15 protein-coding genes are annotated in these 18,268 nt (G+C 50.6%); 10 read left to right on the top strand and 5 right to left on the bottom strand.

Going from position 1 to position 18,268, the window contains the following annotated elements:
- Positions 1 to 32: 32 nt before the first annotated feature.
- Positions 33 to 731, bottom strand: a complete 699-nt coding sequence (locus G434_RS17605; protein WP_000658598.1) for a transcriptional regulator YeiL — start codon at positions 729 to 731, stop codon at positions 33 to 35.
- A gap of 129 nt (positions 732 to 860) precedes the next feature.
- Here G434_RS17605 and rihB point away from each other — a divergent pair, with 129 nt between their 5' ends.
- Positions 861 to 1,802 (top strand): ribosylpyrimidine nucleosidase, encoded by a 942-nt coding sequence (gene rihB, locus G434_RS17610; protein ID WP_000415440.1) that lies wholly within the window; start codon positions 861 to 863, stop codon positions 1,800 to 1,802.
- A gap of 99 nt (positions 1,803 to 1,901) precedes the next feature.
- On the top strand, positions 1,902 to 3,152 hold the full coding sequence (locus G434_RS17615) for a NupC/NupG family nucleoside CNT transporter (protein WP_000382942.1): 1,251 nt from the start codon (positions 1,902 to 1,904) through the stop codon (positions 3,150 to 3,152).
- A 106-nt stretch (positions 3,153 to 3,258) separates the two neighbouring features.
- Here the strand turns inward: G434_RS17615 and G434_RS17620 are convergent, their stop codons facing one another.
- From G434_RS17620 to G434_RS17630, 3 genes are all read right to left on the bottom strand, one after another.
- Positions 3,259 to 4,347 carry a sugar kinase gene (locus G434_RS17620; protein ID WP_001065010.1) on the bottom strand — a complete coding sequence of 363 codons (1,089 nt, stop codon included), beginning with the start codon at positions 4,345 to 4,347 and terminating at the stop codon, positions 3,259 to 3,261.
- Between the two features lie 2 nt (positions 4,348 to 4,349).
- Positions 4,350 to 5,207, bottom strand: coding sequence for a deoxyribonuclease IV (gene nfo, locus G434_RS17625; protein ID WP_000873880.1), 858 nt, complete (start codon positions 5,205 to 5,207; stop codon positions 4,350 to 4,352).
- Positions 5,208 to 5,280: 73 nt separating this feature from the next.
- A complete protein-coding gene (locus tag G434_RS17630; protein ID WP_000182053.1) occupies positions 5,281 to 6,330 on the bottom strand; it encodes a YeiH family protein in 1,050 nt (349 codons plus the stop codon).
- 98 nt (positions 6,331 to 6,428) lie between these two features.
- On the opposite strand from G434_RS17630, the gene yieE reads away from it, so the two are divergent.
- The 3 genes from yieE (at position 6,429) to cirA (ending at position 11,256) form a co-directional block, all read left to right on the top strand.
- Complete coding sequence (gene yieE, locus G434_RS17635) at positions 6,429 to 7,310, top strand: DNA-binding transcriptional regulator YeiE (RefSeq protein WP_000548286.1); 882 nt, start codon at positions 6,429 to 6,431, stop codon at positions 7,308 to 7,310.
- Positions 7,311 to 7,514: 204 nt separating this feature from the next.
- Positions 7,515 to 8,984: a lysine-specific permease gene (lysP, locus tag G434_RS17640; protein WP_000534384.1), complete on the top strand. Its 1,470-nt coding sequence runs from the start codon at positions 7,515 to 7,517 to the stop codon at positions 8,982 to 8,984.
- A gap of 292 nt (positions 8,985 to 9,276) precedes the next feature.
- Complete coding sequence (gene cirA, locus G434_RS17645) at positions 9,277 to 11,256, top strand: catecholate siderophore receptor CirA (protein WP_000489223.1); 1,980 nt, start codon at positions 9,277 to 9,279, stop codon at positions 11,254 to 11,256.
- A gap of 31 nt (positions 11,257 to 11,287) precedes the next feature.
- On the opposite strand, the gene yeiG is transcribed toward cirA, so the two are convergent.
- Positions 11,288 to 12,124: an S-formylglutathione hydrolase gene (gene yeiG / locus G434_RS17650; protein WP_000425460.1), complete on the bottom strand. Its 837-nt coding sequence runs from the start codon at positions 12,122 to 12,124 to the stop codon at positions 11,288 to 11,290.
- A 257-nt stretch (positions 12,125 to 12,381) separates the two neighbouring features.
- On the opposite strand from yeiG, the gene folE reads away from it, so the two are divergent.
- The 5 genes from folE to mglA all read left to right on the top strand — a co-directional run bounded on the left by folE (position 12,382) and on the right by mglA (position 18,265).
- Entirely contained in the window at positions 12,382 to 13,050 is a 669-nt protein-coding gene (folE, locus tag G434_RS17655) for a GTP cyclohydrolase I FolE (protein ID WP_001139613.1), read from the top strand.
- Positions 13,051 to 13,066: 16 nt separating this feature from the next.
- The gene (gene yeiB / locus G434_RS17660; RefSeq protein ID WP_000440897.1) at positions 13,067 to 14,224 is read left to right on the top strand and encodes a DUF418 domain-containing protein YeiB; all 1,158 of its coding nucleotides are present in this window, start codon (positions 13,067 to 13,069) and stop codon (positions 14,222 to 14,224) included.
- A 141-nt stretch (positions 14,225 to 14,365) separates the two neighbouring features.
- Positions 14,366 to 15,406: an HTH-type transcriptional regulator GalS gene (galS, locus tag G434_RS17665; protein ID WP_000628658.1), complete on the top strand. Its 1,041-nt coding sequence runs from the start codon at positions 14,366 to 14,368 to the stop codon at positions 15,404 to 15,406.
- 279 nt (positions 15,407 to 15,685) lie between these two features.
- Positions 15,686 to 16,684, top strand: a complete 999-nt coding sequence (gene mglB, locus G434_RS17670; RefSeq protein ID WP_001036964.1) for a galactose/glucose ABC transporter substrate-binding protein MglB — start codon at positions 15,686 to 15,688, stop codon at positions 16,682 to 16,684.
- A gap of 60 nt (positions 16,685 to 16,744) precedes the next feature.
- Complete coding sequence (gene mglA, locus G434_RS17675; protein WP_000255032.1) at positions 16,745 to 18,265, top strand: galactose/methyl galactoside ABC transporter ATP-binding protein MglA; 1,521 nt, start codon at positions 16,745 to 16,747, stop codon at positions 18,263 to 18,265.
- Positions 18,266 to 18,268: the final 3 nt, after the last annotated feature.

Raw genomic sequence — 18,268 nt, 5'->3', positions numbered from 1 at the left:
CATCCGGCAATCGCGCTATTGCAGATTATTTTTTACTGCATCATCCCGGAGAATTTATTCTCCGGGTCCATCTCCAGCGCCAGTCCTGACAACTGCTTTCTGTTTTTAATTAGATATCCTTTCTTGCTTTTAATTAATAAACCGTCGTGAATGAATTGCGCGAGAACATATAAAAGATGTCGATAAGAAACGCCTAAATACTCTGCCGCTTGCGTATGCTTTTCGTGATAAAGATCACCTTCTTGTGAGAGTAATATAAAAGCTGCCAGGCGATTCACTAACGGAAATGATTGATTCTGAGTTAAAGAAACAATATTACGATAATTTTTATGACTTAAGGTGACGCAAAGTTTTCGTAAAAATAGGGTGTCGTTTAATAACAGTGGACGGTAATGTTTCATAGGGAGCGCAAGGCACCAACACTCTTCAATAGCCTGCACCGCACGCGGTTCATGGTCTTTGTCGATTAACTCAATCTCGCCAATAAAACAGGGAGCGGCAAAGAAATCGATCAGCGACACGCGACCATTAGCAAGCGTGGCGTAAAGCCTGGCGCGGCCTCGCGTCAGATAAAACAGCCAGGACGGCTGTTGCCCTTCCTGCACTATGTAGTCACGCGCTAAAAAATGAAACAGCCGCGTATCGGCTGAAACATCCGTTGAAAAGCAATCCTTAAACGCGGATTCACTCATCAATTGCTGCTTAAGATCATTATTGTGGATTTCTTTCACGATGTTTATCCGCTATGAGATTTCTCATATTTAGCATACTTACGCTGTTGTTAAGATTCAATCATCGGCCCGGTCGAATTTTCTTTGCTGTAGAAAAAATAACGCAACTGGAAACAGAGGAAATAAACAATGGAAAAGAGAAAAATTATTCTGGATTGTGATCCGGGTCATGATGATGCTATTGCCATAATGATGGCCGCGAAACATCCGGTGATTGATTTATTAGGCATCACCATTGTGGCGGGTAATCAGACGCTTGATAAAACATTAATTAATGGCCTGAATGTTTGCCAGAAACTGGAGATTAATGTTCCGGTTTATGCGGGGATGCCACAGCCCATTATGCGTCAACAAATCGTTGCCGATAATATTCACGGTGAAACCGGACTTGATGGCCCGGTATTCGGGCCGCTGACCCGCCAGGCAGAAAGCACTCATGCGGTGAAATATATCATTGATACCCTGATGGCAAGCGATGGTGATATCACTCTGGTGCCGGTTGGTCCGCTTTCAAATATCGCGGTGGCAATGCGTATGCAACCCGCGATCCTGCCGAAAATCCGTGAAATTGTGCTAATGGGCGGCGCTTACGGTACAGGCAACTTCACCCCATCTGCCGAGTTCAACATCTTTGCCGACCCGGAAGCCGCACGCGTGGTGTTCACCTCCGGCGTTCCGTTGGTGATGATGGGCCTCGATCTCACCAACCAGACTGTTTGCACCCCGGACGTGATTGCCCGGATGGAAAGGGTAGGCGGCCCCGCCGGAGAGCTGTTCAGCGACATCATGAATTTCACTCTAAAAACGCAGTTCGAAAACTACGGCCTGGCTGGCGGCCCGGTGCATGACGCCACCTGCATCGGTTATCTGATTAACCCTGATGGCATTAAAACCCAGGAGATGTACGTCGAAGTGGACGTCAACAGTGGCCCTTGCTATGGGCGTACTGTCTGCGACGAGCTGGGCGTTCTTGGCAAGCCCGCTAATACCAAAGTCGGCATCACTATTGATACCGACTGGTTCTGGGGATTAGTCGAAGAGTGCGTGCGCGGCTACATCAAAACCCATTAAGTGTTGATAACAAGCCGGGTCAGTATCGCAAGATGCAGGCCCGGCTATTTCTGATGGGCAGAAAGCCGTCGCCCAAAATGACATGAAGAGATAATAACTATGGATGTCATGAGAAGTGTTCTGGGAATGGTGGTATTGCTGGCAATTGCGTTTTTGCTGTCAGTAAACAAGAAGAAGATCAGCCTGCGTACCGTTGGCGCGGCGTTAGTGTTACAGGTCGTGATTGGCGGCATTATGCTTTGGTTACCGCCAGGGCGTTGGGTCGCTGAAAAAGTCGCTTTTGGCGTGCATAAAGTGATGGCGTACAGCGACGCGGGTAGCGCATTTATCTTTGGTTCTCTGGTCGGACCGAAAATGGACACCTTATTTGATGGCGCTGGATTTATCTTTGGTTTCAGGGTATTACCGGCAATTATCTTCGTTACAGCACTGGTGAGTATTCTCTACTACATCGGTGTGATGGGGATCTTAATTCGCATTCTCGGCGGTATATTCCAGAAAGCATTGAATATCAGCAAGATTGAGTCATTCGTCGCGGTCACTACCATTTTCCTCGGGCAAAACGAAATTCCGGCAATCGTCAAACCCTTTATCGATCGTCTGAATCGCAATGAATTATTTACGGCTATTTGTAGTGGCATGGCCTCGATTGCTGGTTCGACAATGATTGGTTACGCCGCACTGGGCGTGCCTGTGGAATATCTGCTAGCGGCATCGTTAATGGCGATCCCCGGCGGGATCTTGTTTGCCCGCCTGTTAAGCCCGGCTACGGAATCTTCGCAGGTTTCCTTTAATAACCTCTCTTTCACCGAAACACCGCCAAAAAGCATTATTGAAGCCGCCGCTACAGGGGCAATGACCGGGCTGAAAATCGCCGCAGGTGTGGCGACAGTGGTGATGGCATTTGTTGCAATAATTGCGTTGATTAACGGTATTATCGGCGGCGTTGGCGGCTGGTTTGGTTTTGAACATGCCTCGCTGGAGTCCATTTTAGGTTACCTGTTGGCTCCACTGGCATGGGTGATGGGGGTTGACTGGAGTGATGCGAATCTTGCCGGGAGTTTGATTGGACAGAAGCTGGCAATAAATGAATTTGTCGCTTACCTCAATTTCTCACCTTATCTGCAAACAGCTGGCACTCTGGATGCTAAAACCGTGGCGATTATTTCTTTCGCGTTGTGCGGTTTCGCTAACTTTGGTTCTATCGGGGTGGTGGTTGGCGCATTTTCTGCGGTTGCGCCACACCGTGCGCCGGAAATCGCCCAGCTTGGTTTACGCGCGCTGGCGGCGGCGACGCTTTCCAACTTGATGAGTGCGACCATTGCCGGGTTCTTTATTGGTTTAGCTTGAGTGTCATTGCCTGATGCGCAAGCTTATCAGGCCTACATTTACTTGCTGAAATTGCCTGATTTGTAGGCCGGATAAGACGCGTTAAGCGTCGCATCCGGCAACATTGTTACACCATTGGCACTAATGACAGCGCGTTATCGGCAGACAGGGTAGGGTTGTTTAAGCTGCCGCTGGCGCGTGAAATTGCCGCGCAGGCCATCGCAAAACGGGCGCTGTCACGGAAATTGTTTCCCTCCAGAAAGCTATATACCAGGCCCGCCATAAAACCATCGTCAGCACCAAAACTGTCTACTGTCGTATGCGCTGGCGCGGTCAGCAAAAATTGCTCTCCATCCTTTTCGCTGCAATAAACTGACTCATCGGGCAAATAAACAAACAGTTGCTGAACGCCTTGCTGATGCAACGCATTCACTGCGGCATTACGGTCAGCATCGCTGGTGATCGCCTGTCCCCATAAAATTTCCAGCTCCGGTAAAGTGGGTTTCAGGGTGTGAATATGCGCCAGCCAGTGTTTGATTTTGCCCGCTTTGAATTCTGAAACGGTATCGACAAACACCGGGATCTCATCAGCGAGGGTAAAGACCCACTCCAGCGCCTCGGCTGTCAGGTTGCAATCAGCCAGTACCACGCCCGCATGACGAAGTAAATCGCGCGACCCGTTCAGTAGTTGCGGTGTCAACTGATCCAGCAGATGGGTATCGTTAATCGCCAGCACGGTTTGATCGTCTCGATTGGCAATTGCCAGATACGTCGATGTGCTTTGACCATGTAAACGAACGCAGCCGGAGACATTCACGCCGGCGCGGCGCGTTTCTTCCAGGAGCATTTCGCCATAAAAGTCATCGCCAATCACTGAAAGCAAATGGACGTCGCGGCCTAACAGCGCCAGATTGTGGGCGATATTGCGTCCAACGCCGCCTGCCGAGCAATTAATGGTACCGGGATGAGAAGCCGCTTGCGGGTAACGGATATCCGCCATCCCGCGAATATCCATATTGATTGTCCCCACCACTACGCAGTATTCCTGCTCGGTGAGAATGTAACCTTTGCCTTTAATTCGACCTTTGCGCATTAAATCCATAATATGCGCCGCAACGCGCGAACGGCTGATTTGCAGCATATCAGCAATTTCGTTCTGCTGAATCAGCGGGTTACGCCGTAAAATTGCAAGGATCTCCTTCTCCCGGTTGTTCATCTTCAGGCTACCGCTTTTTCAGTTTGTTGCGCTTTCAGCCAGGCGATCTCTTCTGCCCAGATATCCGGGTTGATGGTTTCAAGGATCAGCGGAATGCCGTCGAAACGGTCGTCCTGCATGATCCAGCGGAACGCATCATGACCGATATTGCCTTCACCGAGGCTATGATGGCGGTCAACGCGGCTGCCAAAGGTGCTTTTCGCATCGTTAAGGTGCATCCCGCGCAGATACTTAAAGCCGACAATACGGGCAAAATCCGCGAACGTTTTCTCGCATTCGGCTGGAGTACGCAAATCATACCCGGCAGCAAAAGCATGGCAGGTATCAATGCAGACGCCGACGCGGGATTTATCTTCCACGCCGTCGATAATCGCCGCGAGATGTTCGAATTTAAACCCTAAGTTACTGCCCTGACCGGCGGTGTTTTCAATCACCGCTGTCACACCTTGAGTTTTATCCAGCGCAATGTTGATGGATTCGGCAATACGCGCAAGGCAATCCTCTTCTGAAATCTGCATCAGATGGCTGCCAGGGTGGAAGTTGAGCAAAGAAAGCCCCAGCTGTTCGCAACGCTGCATTTCATCTATAAACGCATCGCGCGATTTTTCCAGAGCTTCAGCGACCGGATGTCCGAGGTTAATCAGATAACTGTCGTGGGGAAGAATTTGCGCCGATGTGTAGTGATATTTTTCACAGGCGGCTTTGAATTCATCGATGGTTTGCGTCGTGAGCGGTGCGGCACGCCACTGACGTTGGTTTTTGGTGAACAAGGCAAACGCGGTTGCGTCGATTTCGGCGGCGCGAATTGCGGCATTTGCCAGACCGCCAGCAGCACTAACGTGCGCTCCAATGTATTTCATGCGAGGACTCCTGTTAAACCCGCTGGAGGAAAACGGTAATGATAGCGGGTTAACAGGAGCAAGATGTAGTGGTTTATGCGATGACGCTTTGAATCACATAGTTAATCGCACCACCACCAACAATCAGCCAGGCAAACAGTACCAGTGCCATCAGCAGAGGTTTCGCCCCGGCTTTTTTCAGTGCGCTGACGTGAGTGGTCAGACCCAGCGCCGCCATCGCCATTGCCAGCAGGAAGGTATCCAGCGTTACCAGCATGTTCACCACGCTCTGCGGTAACAGGTGGAACGAGTTAAAGATGGCAACTACGATGAACAAGATGGCAAACCACGGAATAGTGATTTTGCTTTTCTCGCCGCTGTTCGCCCCAGACAGCTGTTTAACACGCGCCGCCAGCAGGATGAGGAACGGAGCCAGCATCATCACGCGCAGCATTTTGGAAATAACTGCTGCGTTTTCTGCATCCGGGCTGATGGCATGACCTGCCGCCACCACCTGCGCCACTTCGTGCACAGTAGAACCAATGTAGATACCGAAAGTTTCCGGACTAAACCATTGAGACATCAGCGGATATATCGCCGGGTAGAGGAAAATCGCGACGGTCCCGAAGATAACAACGGTTGCAACAGCCACGGTTACTTTACTGGCTTCCGCTTTCACTACCGGCTCAGTCGCCAGTACCGCGGCAGCACCACAGATACTGCTACCGGCACCGATCAACCAGCTGGTGTGCTTATCCAGACCAAACACTTTCTGCCCCAGGAAGCAAGCCAGCAGGAAGGTACTGGACAGCGTCAACACGTCAATGATGATCCCACTGATACCGACATCGGCAATTTGCGAGAACGTCAGACGGAAGCCATAAAGAATGATACCCAGACGTAATAAATATTGCTTGGCAAACAGCACACCACCGTCACAGCTTTTCCAGATGTGCGGATAGATGGTGTTGCCTAAAACCATCCCCAACAAGATTGCGAGGGTGAGGGCACTAAACCCGGCACCCGCAACCGCGGGAATGGAACCACCCCACAGGGCGACCCCGGTGATAACTGCACTCAGGGCTAACCCCGGAATAAAATGCCACAGTGTACGATGTTGTTTCTGTAAGGTGATATTCGTCATAACCCTCTCCTTTAACCGGGCATAAGGTTACGACTAACTGGTTTAAAAATAAAATTGATTATATATTTATAATTAATCTTTATAAGTGGTAAGCGACTATGCACATCACCCTCCGGCAGTTGGAAGTTTTTGCAGAAGTATTGAAAAGTGGATCAACCACCCAGGCGTCGGTGATGCTGGCGTTGTCGCAATCAGCAGTGAGCGCAGCCTTGACCGACCTGGAAGGGCAGCTTGGCGTGCAACTGTTTGATCGCGTGGGGAAAAGACTGGTAGTTAATGAACACGGGCGACTGCTCTATCCGCGTGCGTTGGCACTGCTTGAACAGGCGATCGAAATCGAACAACTGTTTCGCGAAGACAACGGTGCGATTCGTATCTATGCCAGTAGTACCATCGGTAACTACATTCTGCCTGCAGTTATCGCCCGTTATCGCCATGATTATCCGCAGTTGCCGATTGAACTTAGCGTTGGGAACAGCCAGGACGTGATGCAAGCGGTGCTGGATTTCCGCGTTGATATTGGCTTTATTGAAGGACCGTGCCACAGCACTGAAATCATTTCTGAACCGTGGCTGGAAGACGAGCTGGTGGTTTTCGCCGCGCCGACTTCGCCATTGGCTCGTGGACCTGTCACCTTAGAACAGCTGGCCGCTGCGCCGTGGATCCTGCGTGAACGCGGCTCCGGCACGCGGGAGATTGTCGATTATCTGTTGCTGTCACATTTACCGAAGTTTGAGATGGCGATGGAATTAGGTAACTCCGAGGCAATCAAACATGCGGTGCGTCATGGGTTGGGAATTAGTTGCCTGTCGCGGCGGGTGATTGAAGATCAATTGCAGGCAGGCACATTAAGTGAAGTTGCGGTCCCTCTGCCGCGCCTGATGCGTACGTTGTGGCGTATACATCATCGGCAAAAACACCTTTCCAACGCGCTACGGCGCTTTCTGGACTATTGCGATCCCGCGAATGTACCGCGTTAAGTTGCTGTACAAGAACATGCTGGTGCTGTGTCGATTTCGTGACGCAGCGCCCTCAGCATGCATTCGCCAGAAAAGAGATTGGCTGCTTTACTTATAATCCCTGGGCGATCATGAAGGTGTCTTATAACCGTGTATTTCTGCCGGAAGGATTGCCAATCGTCTGCTACAATCGCGCCTCATTTTTAAGATGGATAGCATTTTTGTATGGGTTCCGAAACTAAAACTACAGAAGCGCCGGGCTTACGCCGTGAATTAAAGGCGCGTCACCTGACGATGATTGCCATTGGCGGTTCCATCGGTACAGGTCTTTTTGTTGCCTCTGGCGCAACGATTTCTCAGGCAGGTCCGGGCGGGGCATTGCTCTCGTATATGTTGATTGGCCTGATGGTTTACTTCCTGATGACCAGTCTCGGTGAACTGGCTGCATATATGCCGGTTTCCGGTTCGTTTGCCACTTACGGTCAGAACTATGTTGAAGAAGGCTTTGGCTTCGCGCTGGGCTGGAACTACTGGTACAACTGGGCGGTGACTATCGCCGTTGACCTGGTTGCAGCTCAGCTGGTCATGAGCTGGTGGTTCCCGGATACACCGGGCTGGATCTGGAGTGCGCTGTTCCTCGGCGTTATCTTCCTGCTGAACTACATCTCAGTTCGCGGCTTTGGTGAAGCGGAATACTGGTTCTCACTGATCAAAGTCACGACAGTTATTGTCTTTATCATCGTTGGCGTGCTGATGATTATCGGTATCTTCAAAGGCGCGCAGCCTGCGGGCTGGAGCAACTGGACAATCGGCGAAGCGCCGTTTGCTGGTGGTTTTGCGGCGATGATCGGCGTAGCTATGATTGTCGGCTTCTCTTTCCAGGGAACCGAGCTGATCGGTATTGCTGCAGGCGAGTCCGAAGATCCGGCGAAAAACATTCCACGCGCGGTACGTCAGGTGTTCTGGCGAATCCTGTTGTTCTATGTGTTCGCGATCCTGATTATCAGCCTGATTATTCCGTACACCGATCCGAGCCTGCTGCGTAACGATGTTAAAGACATCAGCGTTAGTCCGTTCACCCTGGTGTTCCAGCACGCGGGTCTGCTCTCTGCGGCGGCGGTGATGAATGCAGTTATTCTGACGGCGGTGCTGTCAGCGGGTAACTCCGGTATGTATGCGTCTACTCGTATGCTGTACACCCTGGCGTGTGACGGTAAAGCGCCGCGCATTTTCGCTAAACTGTCGCGTGGTGGCGTGCCGCGTAATGCGCTGTATGCGACGACGGTGATTGCCGGTCTGTGCTTCCTGACCTCCATGTTTGGCAACCAGACGGTATACCTGTGGCTGCTGAACACCTCCGGGATGACCGGTTTTATCGCCTGGCTGGGGATTGCCATTAGCCACTATCGCTTCCGTCGCGGTTACGTATTGCAGGGACACGACATTAACGATCTGCCGTACCGTTCAGGTTTCTTCCCACTGGGGCCGATCTTCGCATTCATTCTGTGTCTGATTATCACTTTAGGCCAGAACTACGAAGCGTTCCTGAAAGATACCATTGACTGGGGCGGCGTAGCGGCAACGTATATTGGTATCCCGCTGTTCCTGATTATTTGGTTCGGCTACAAGCTGATTAAAGGAACACACTTCGTACGTTACAGCGAAATGAAGTTCCCGCAGAACGATAAGAAATAAGTTTCCTCCCTTCCTTGCTAAGCCCTCTCAACCGAGAGGGCTTTTTCAATTCCATTTCCCTGACAAATCATGCGGATATAAAATTTATCATTTGGATTGATAATTGTTATCGTTTGCATTATCGTTACGCCGCAATCAAAAAAGGCTGACAAATCAGAGGCTGTTCCGGCTTTCTGGGATGATCACCTGCATACAAATAAGTCCACCGCGATGCTGCCGTACGCAAGGGGACGTGAAGAAGATGTGAGCGATAACCCATTTTATTTTCGTAGTTACCTCATGGAGATATGGAATGTTTAGGTTGAACCCTTTCGTACGGGTCGGGCTGTGTTTGTCCGCTATTTCTTGTGCATGGCCTGTGTTAGCGGTCGATGATGATGGCGAAACGATGGTTGTCACTGCATCTTCCGTTGAACAAAACCTTAAAGATGCACCCGCCAGTATCAGCGTCATTACCCAGGAAGACCTGCAGCGAAAACCGGTACAGAATCTGAAGGATGTCCTCAAAGAAGTGCCTGGCGTACAACTGACGAACGAAGGGGATAACCGTAAGGGCGTTAGTATTCGTGGTCTGGACAGCAGCTACACCCTGATTCTTGTCGACGGTAAACGCGTTAACTCCCGCAATGCCGTCTTCCGCCACAATGATTTCGATCTGAACTGGATCCCGGTCGATTCCATCGAACGTATTGAAGTGGTCCGTGGCCCGATGTCGTCGCTGTACGGTTCCGATGCGCTCGGCGGTGTAGTGAATATCATCACCAAAAAAATCGGTCAGAAATGGTCGGGTACCGTTACCGTCGATACCACCATTCAGGAACATCGCGATCGCGGTGATACCTATAACGGTCAGTTCTTTACCAGTGGACCATTAATTGATGGTGTGCTGGGAATGAAAGCTTACGGCAGCCTGGCAAAACGTGAAAAGGATGACCCGCAAAACTCAACGACCACCGATACCGGAGATACGCCGCGTATTGAAGGATTCTCCAGCCGCGACGGCAATGTCGAATTTGCCTGGACACCGAATCAAAATCACGATTTTACTGCCGGATACGGTTTCGACCGTCAGGATCGTGATTCCGACTCGCTGGACAAAAACCGCCTGGAACGCCAGAACTACTCCGTCAGCCATAATGGGCGTTGGGATTACGGCACCAGCGAACTGAAATACTACGGTGAGAAAGTCGAGAACAAAAACCCTGGCAACAGCAGCCCGATAACTTCCGAAAGCAATACGGTCGACGGCAAATACACGTTGCCGCTGACGGCGATTAATCAGTTTCTCACGGTTGGCGGTGAATGGCGTCACGACAAACTTAGCGATGCGGTGAACCTGACCGGGGGAACCAGCTCCAAAACGTCTGCCAGCCAGTACGCGCTGTTTGTGGAAGATGAATGGCGGATCTTCGAGCCGCTGGCGCTGACGACCGGCGTGCGTATGGACGATCACGAAACCTACGGTGAACACTGGAGTCCGCGTGCCTACCTGGTTTATAACGCCACCGACACCGTAACGGTGAAAGGGGGCTGGGCGACGGCATTTAAAGCACCTTCTCTGTTGCAACTTAGCCCTGACTGGACGAGCAATTCCTGCCGTGGCGCATGTAAGATTGTGGGTAGCCCGGATCTGAAACCAGAAACCAGCGAAAGTTGGGAGCTGGGGCTTTACTACATGGGTGAAGAAGGCTGGCTGGAAGGGGTTGAATCCAGCGTTACCGTTTTCCGTAACGATGTGAAAGATCGTATCAGCATCAGCCGTACGTCTGACGTCAATGCTGCACCGGGCTACCAAAACTTTGTTGGTTTTACAGCGAACGGTGTGCCGGTATTTAGCTACTACAACGTTAACAAAGCTCGTATTCAGGGCGTGGAAACCGAACTGAAAATTCCGTTCAACGATGAATGGAAACTGTCACTCAACTACACCTACAACGATGGTCGTGATGTCAGCAACGGCGAAAACAAACCGCTATCCGATCTGCCGTTCCATACCGCTAACGGTACGCTGGACTGGAAACCGCTGGCGCTGGAAGACTGGTCATTCTATGTTTCTGGTCACTATACCGGGCAGAAACGAGCCGACAGCGCGACGGCTAAAACACCTGGCGGTTATACCATCTGGAATACCGGCGCGGCCTGGCAGGTGACTAAAGACGTCAAACTGCGCGCAGGCGTGCTGAACCTTGGCGACAAGGATCTCAGTCGTGACGACTACAGCTATAACGAAGACGGACGTCGTTACTTTATGGCAGTGGATTATCGCTTCTGATGAGAAGATGCCCGGCGAACCGGGCGGACTTTCACTTCAGTAAATACTGCGCATGGAAGCGCAGGTGATCCTCTATAAAAGAGGCGATGAAGTAGTAACTGTGATCATATCCCGGCTGAATACGCAGCGTCATCGGCCATGCTTTCTGGCGCGCGGCTTCTGCAAGTACTGCAGGTTGCAGTTGGTCAGCAAGAAACTGATCATTATCGCCCTGATCGATAAGCGTCGGGATCGCATCCTGCGCGTTACTGGCATACATCAGCGCGCAACTGTCCCATTCCAGCCATGCATTTTTGTCCTCACCTAAATAGCGGCTAAACGCTTTGATTCCCCACGGGACGCTGCACGGATTCACAATTGGCGCAAAGGCGGAAACGCTGGTGTATTTGCCCGGGTTTTTCAGCGCCATAATCAGCGCACCGTGACCACCCATTGAATGACCGCTAATGGCGCAGCGGTCGCTGACATTAAATTGCGACTGAACCAGCGCCGGTAATTCATCGCGCAGATAATCATACATCCGGTAATGCGTCGCCCACGGCGGTTGCGTGGCATTAAGATAAAAGCCTGCGCCCTGGCCTAAATCGTAGCCATCGTCGTTGGCAACCTGTTCGCCGCGCGGGCTGGTGTCTGGCATCACCAGTACAATCCCCAGTTCTGCCGCCACGCGCTGGGCACCCGCCTTGGTGGTGAAGTTCTCGTCATTGCAGGTTAATCCGGAAAGCCAGTACAGCACTGGAGGCGGGGTGTGATCACGAGGTGGTGGGAGAAAGATACTGAACGTCATCGGACAGTTTAAGGTACTGGAGTCGTGTCGCCAGCGTTGCTGCCAGCCTTCAAAACAGCGGTGCTCTTCGAGCATTTCCATGCGTGGCTCCTTGTTGTGTTGTTTGCAATTTCTTCATCATACCGTTTATTCAATGTGCTGTGAGTAACTTTCACTTCCGTATTTGCATAACGATGTTTTAACATCTGCTGATGAAAGGCAGCGGCAATTACAATAATTATCGCTGTGAATACTGGATTATGTGCGCCGCCTCACGCACAATAATCAGGCTGTAAATCAGCTTAATAACTTTGCCCCCACGCAGGGCGGAGGCGTCACACCTGCAGGAGAAATCATAAATGCCATCACTCAGTAAAGAAGCGGCCCTGGTTCATGAAGCGTTAGTTGCGCGAGGACTGGAAACACCGCTGCGCCCGCCCGTGCATGAAATGGATAACGAAACGCGCAAAAGCCTTATTGCTGGTCATATGACCGAAATCATGCAGCTGCTGAATCTCGACCTGGCTGATGACAGTTTGATGGAAACGCCGCATCGCATCGCTAAAATGTATGTCGATGAAATTTTCTCCGGTCTGGATTACGCCAATTTCCCGAAAATCACCCTCATTGAAAACAAAATGAAGGTCGATGAAATGGTCACCGTGCGCGATATCACTCTGACCAGTACCTGTGAACACCATTTTGTTACCATCGATGGCAAAGCGACGGTGGCTTATATCCCGAAAGATTCGGTGATCGGTCTGTCAAAAATTAACCGTATCGTGCAGTTCTTTGCCCAGCGTCCGCAGGTGCAGGAACGTCTGACGCAGCAAATTCTCATTGCGCTACAAACGCTGTTGGGCACCAATAACGTGGCTGTTTCTATCGACGCGGTGCATTACTGCGTGAAGGCGCGTGGCATCCGCGATGCAACCAGTGCCACGACAACGACCTCTCTTGGTGGATTGTTCAAATCCAGTCAGAATACGCGCCACGAGTTTCTGCGCGCTGTGCGTCATCACAACTGATTAAAAGGCAGGAACCATGGAGCGCAACGTCACGCTCGATTTTGTTCGCGGCGTCGCCATTCTGGGGATCCTGCTATTAAACATCAGCGCCTTTGGGCTACCAAAGGCGGCTTATCTCAATCCCGCCTGGTACGGTGCTATTACGCCGCAGGATGCATGGACCTGGGCATTTCTCGATCTCATCGGCCAGGTGAAATTCCTCACGCTTTTTGCGCTGCTGTTTGGTGCTGGCCTGCAAATGTTGCTGCCCCGTGGCAGACGCTGGATCCAGTCGCGGTTAACGCTGTTAGTCTTGTTGGGCTTTATTCACGGTTTATTGTTCTGGGACGGCGATATTCTGCTGGCTTACGGGCTGGTGGGCTTAATCTGCTGGCGGCTGGTGCGCGATGCGCCATCGGTAAAAAGCCTGTTTAATACAGGCGTCATGCTTTATCTGGTGGGGCTTGGCGTTTTGCTGTTATTGGGGTTGATTTCCGATAGCCAGACCAGCCGCGCCTGGACACCTGATGCATCGGCTATTTTGTATGAAAAATACTGGAAGCTTCACGGCGGCGTTGAAGCGATCGGTAATCGTGCCGATGGTGTTGGCAACAGTTTACTGGCACTGGGCGCACAGTATGGCTGGCAACTGGCAGGGATGATGCTCATTGGTGCGGCGCTGATGCGCAGCGGCTGGCTGAAAGGGCAGTTCAGCTTACGTCACTATCGTCGTACTGGTTTTGTGCTGGTGGCGATTGGGGTGATCATTAACCTTCCTGCTATCGCCCTGCAATGGCGGCTGGACTGGGCGTATCGCTGGTGCGCCTTCTTACTTCAAATGCCGCGGGAACTGAGTGCGCCGTTTCAGGCGATTGGCTATGCGTCGCTGTTTTATGGCTTCTGGCCGCAATTAAGCCGCTTTAAGCTGGTGCTTGCGATCGCCTGCGTCGGACGGATGGCGCTGACCAACTATCTATTGCAAACGCTGATTTGTACCACGCTTTTTTACCACCTCGGTTTGTTTATGCATTTTGACCGTCTGGAGCTGCTGGCGTTTGTTATTCCGGTATGGCTGGCGAATATCCTCTTCTCTGTTATCTGGCTGCGTTACTTCCGCCAGGGGCCGGTGGAATGGCTCTGGCGTCAGTTAACTTTGCGTGCTGCCGGACCGGCAATATCTAAAACATCAAGATAACGATCTGGATCACATTCGTTAACAAAATGGCTGTAACCGTTTCCATTGCTGTGACTCGATTCACGAAGTCCTGTATTCAGTGCTGACAAAATAGCCGCCAGCAAGCAGTCATTTACTGCAATCTCATAACAGGTAGTGAATATGATCACCATTCGTGATGTAGCGCGTCAGGCTGGCGTCTCTGTGGCAACGGTTTCCCGAGTGCTCAATAACAGCACGCTGGTCAGTGCCGACACGCGTGAAGCAGTAATGAAAGCCGTGAGTGAGCTGGATTATCGACCAAACGCCAATGCCCAGGCGCTGGCAACTCAGGTTAGCGACACCATTGGCGTGGTGGTGATGGACGTTTCTGATGCGTTTTTCGGCGCGCTGGTAAAAGCGGTGGATCTGGTCGCCCAGCAGCATCAGAAATACGTGCTAATCGGCAATAGCTATCATGAAGCGGAAAAAGAGCGTCACGCCATTGAGGTGTTAATTCGCCAGCGTTGTAATGCATTGATTGTTCACTCAAAAGCATTGAGTGACGATGAACTGGCGCAATTTATGGATAACATTCCCGGTATGGTGTTAATCAACCGCGTTGTGCCGGGGTACGCCCATCGTTGCGTTTGCCTGGATAATCTCAGCGGTGCCCGAATGGCGACGCGCATGTTGCTGAATAACGGTCATCAACGTATTGGTTATCTTTCTTCCAGCCACGGCATTGAAGATGACGCCATGCGTAAAGCAGGCTGGATGAGTGCGTTGAAAGAGCAGGATATTATTCCGCCGGAAAGCTGGATTGGCACTGGTACGCCGGACATGCCGGGCGGTGAGGCGGCGATGGTTGAACTGCTGGGGCGCAATCTACAACTTACCGCTGTATTTGCTTATAACGACAATATGGCTGCTGGCGCACTGACAGCATTAAAAGATAATGGCATTGCGATTCCGTTACATCTCTCAATCATCGGTTTCGATGATATTCCCATCGCCCGTTACACCGACCCGCAATTAACGACCGTACGTTATCCCATTGCTTCAATGGCGAAATTAGCCACCGAACTGGCCTTGCAGGGGGCAGCAGGCAATATTGATCCTCGTGCCAGCCACTGTTTTATGCCGACGTTAGTGCGTCGCCATTCTGTCGCAACACGCCAGAATGCGGCGGCGATCACTAACTCAACAAATCTGGCGATGTAACCGCTTTCAATCTGTGAGTGATTTCACAGTATCTTAACAATGCGATAGCTATGATTGCACCGTTTTAACGTTGTAACCCGTATGTAACAGTGAATAATCACTTTCACCGAGGTAATAGCGTCATAACAACAATTAAAGCCGTTTTCTGGAGCGTTACCGGGCATGGAAGAACGAATTTTAAAAAGTGAGCTTCGGCGTTCAGTAACACTTCATTAACTCTACTGCCCCGCCGAGCATTTATCTCAAGCACTACCCTGCATAAGAAAAACCGGAGATACCATGAATAAGAAGGTGTTAACCCTGTCTGCTGTGATGGCCAGCATGTTATTCGGTGCCGCTGCACACGCTGCTGATACTCGCATTGGTGTAACAATCTACAAGTACGACGATAACTTTATGTCTGTGGTGCGCAAGGCTATTGAGCAAGATGCGAAAGCCGCGCCAGATGTTCAGCTGCTGATGAATGATTCTCAGAATGACCAGTCCAAGCAGAACGATCAGATCGACGTATTGCTGGCGAAAGGGGTGAAGGCACTGGCAATCAACCTGGTTGACCCGGCAGCTGCGGGTACGGTGATTGAGAAAGCGCGTGGGCAAAACGTGCCGGTGGTTTTCTTCAACAAAGAACCGTCTCGTAAGGCGCTGGATAGCTACGACAAAGCCTACTACGTTGGCACTGACTCCAAAGAGTCCGGCATTATTCAGGGCGATTTGATTGCTAAACACTGGGCGGCGAATCAGGGGTGGGATCTGAACAAAGACGGTCAGATTCAGTTCGTACTGCTGAAAGGTGAGCCGGGCCATCCGGATGCAGAAGCACGTACCACTTACGTGATTAAAGAATTGAACGACAAAGGCATCAAAACTGAACAGTTACAGTTAGATACCGCTATGTGGGATACCGCTCAGGCGAAAGATAAGATGGACGCCTGGCTGTCTGGCCCGAACGCCAACAAAATCGAAGTGGTTATCGCCAACAACGATGCGATGGCAATGGGCGCGGTAGAAGCACTTAAAGCACACAACAAGTCCAGCATTCCGGTGTTTGGCGTCGATGCGCTGCCAGAAGCGCTGGCGCTGGTGAAATCCGGTGCACTGGCGGGCACCGTACTGAACGATGCTAACAACCAGGCGAAAGCGACCTTTGATTTGGCGAAAAACCTGGCCGATGGCAAAGGTGCGGCTGATGGCACCAACTGGAAAATCGACAACAAAGTGGTCCGCGTACCTTATGTTGGCGTAGATAAAGACAACCTGGCTGAATTCAGCAAGAAATAAGACTGATTGGGCGCAGTCTATTACTGCGCCCTTATTGTATGACCAACAAGGTAAAATTATATGGTCAGCTCAACGACTCCGTCCTCCGGGGAATACTTGTTGGAAATGAGCGGTATCAACAAGTCCTTTCCTGGTGTTAAGGCACTTGATAACGTTAATTTAAAAGTCCGGCCACATTCTATCCATGCATTAATGGGGGAAAACGGTGCAGGAAAATCGACATTATTAAAATGCCTGTTTGGTATTTATCAAAAAGACTCCGGCACCATTTTATTCCAGGGTAAAGAGATCGATTTCCATTCTGCCAAAGAAGCACTGGAAAATGGTATTTCGATGGTACACCAGGAGTTAAACCTGGTATTACAACGTTCGGTGATGGACAACATGTGGCTGGGGCGATATCCCACCAAAGGTATGTTTGTCGATCAGGACAAAATGTACCGTGAAACCAAAGCGATTTTTGATGAACTGGATATTGATATCGATCCGCGTGCGCGCGTCGGCACATTATCCGTTTCGCAAATGCAGATGATCGAAATCGCCAAAGCGTTTTCCTATAACGCGAAAATTGTGATTATGGATGAACCGACTTCTTCGTTGACCGAAAAAGAGGTCAATCATCTGTTCACTATTATTCGTAAATTAAAAGAGCGCGGCTGCGGTATTGTTTATATCTCGCATAAAATGGAAGAAATCTTCCAGTTATGTGATGAAGTTACCGTATTGCGCGACGGTCAGTGGATCGCTACCGAACCGCTGGCAGGGCTGACGATGGACAAGATCATCGCCATGATGGTTGGGCGTTCTCTTAACCAACGTTTCCCTGACAAAGAAAACAAGCCGGGCGAAGTGATTCTGGAAGTGCGTAACCTGACGTCACTGCGCCAGCCGTCGATTCGCGATGTCTCGTTTGATCTGCATAAAGGGGAGATCCTCGGTATTGCCGGTCTGGTGGGGGCGAAACGTACCGATATTGTTGAGACGTTATTTGGTATTCGCGAGAAATCGGCTGGCACCATTACGTTGCACGGCAAAAAGATCAATAACCATAATGCCAACGAAGCCATAAACCACGGATTTGCACTGGTAACTGAAGAGCGCCGCTCAACGGGAATTTATGCCTATCTGGATATCGGTTTTAACTCGTTAATTTCCAATATTCGCAACTACAAAAATAAAGTTGGTTTACTGGATAACTCGCGGATGAAAAGCGATACCCAGTGGGTGATTGATTCGATGCGGGTAAAAACACCGGGGCATCGGACGCAAATTGGTTCGCTCTCAGGTGGTAATCAGCAAAAGGTGATTATTGGTCGCTGGCTGTTAACGCAACCAGAAATATTAATGCTCGATGAACCGACGCGCGGTATTGATGTCGGGGCGAAGTTTGAGATTTATCAGTTAATTGCCGAGCTGGCGAAGAAAGGCAAGGGGATTATTATTATCTCCTCCGAAATGCCAGAGTTGTTAGGGATAACAGACCGTATTCTGGTCATGAGCAATGGTCTCGTTTCTGGAATTGTCGATACAAAAACAACAACGCAAAACGAAATTCTGCGTCTTGCGTCTTTGCACCTTTAAGAT

Source organism: Escherichia sp. KTE172 (assembly GCF_000408845.1).
Taxonomy (GTDB): Bacteria; Pseudomonadota; Gammaproteobacteria; order Enterobacterales; family Enterobacteriaceae; genus Escherichia; species Escherichia coli.
Note: the sequence above shows the minus strand (reverse complement) of the source record. Positions and strands in the feature narration are given on the sequence as shown.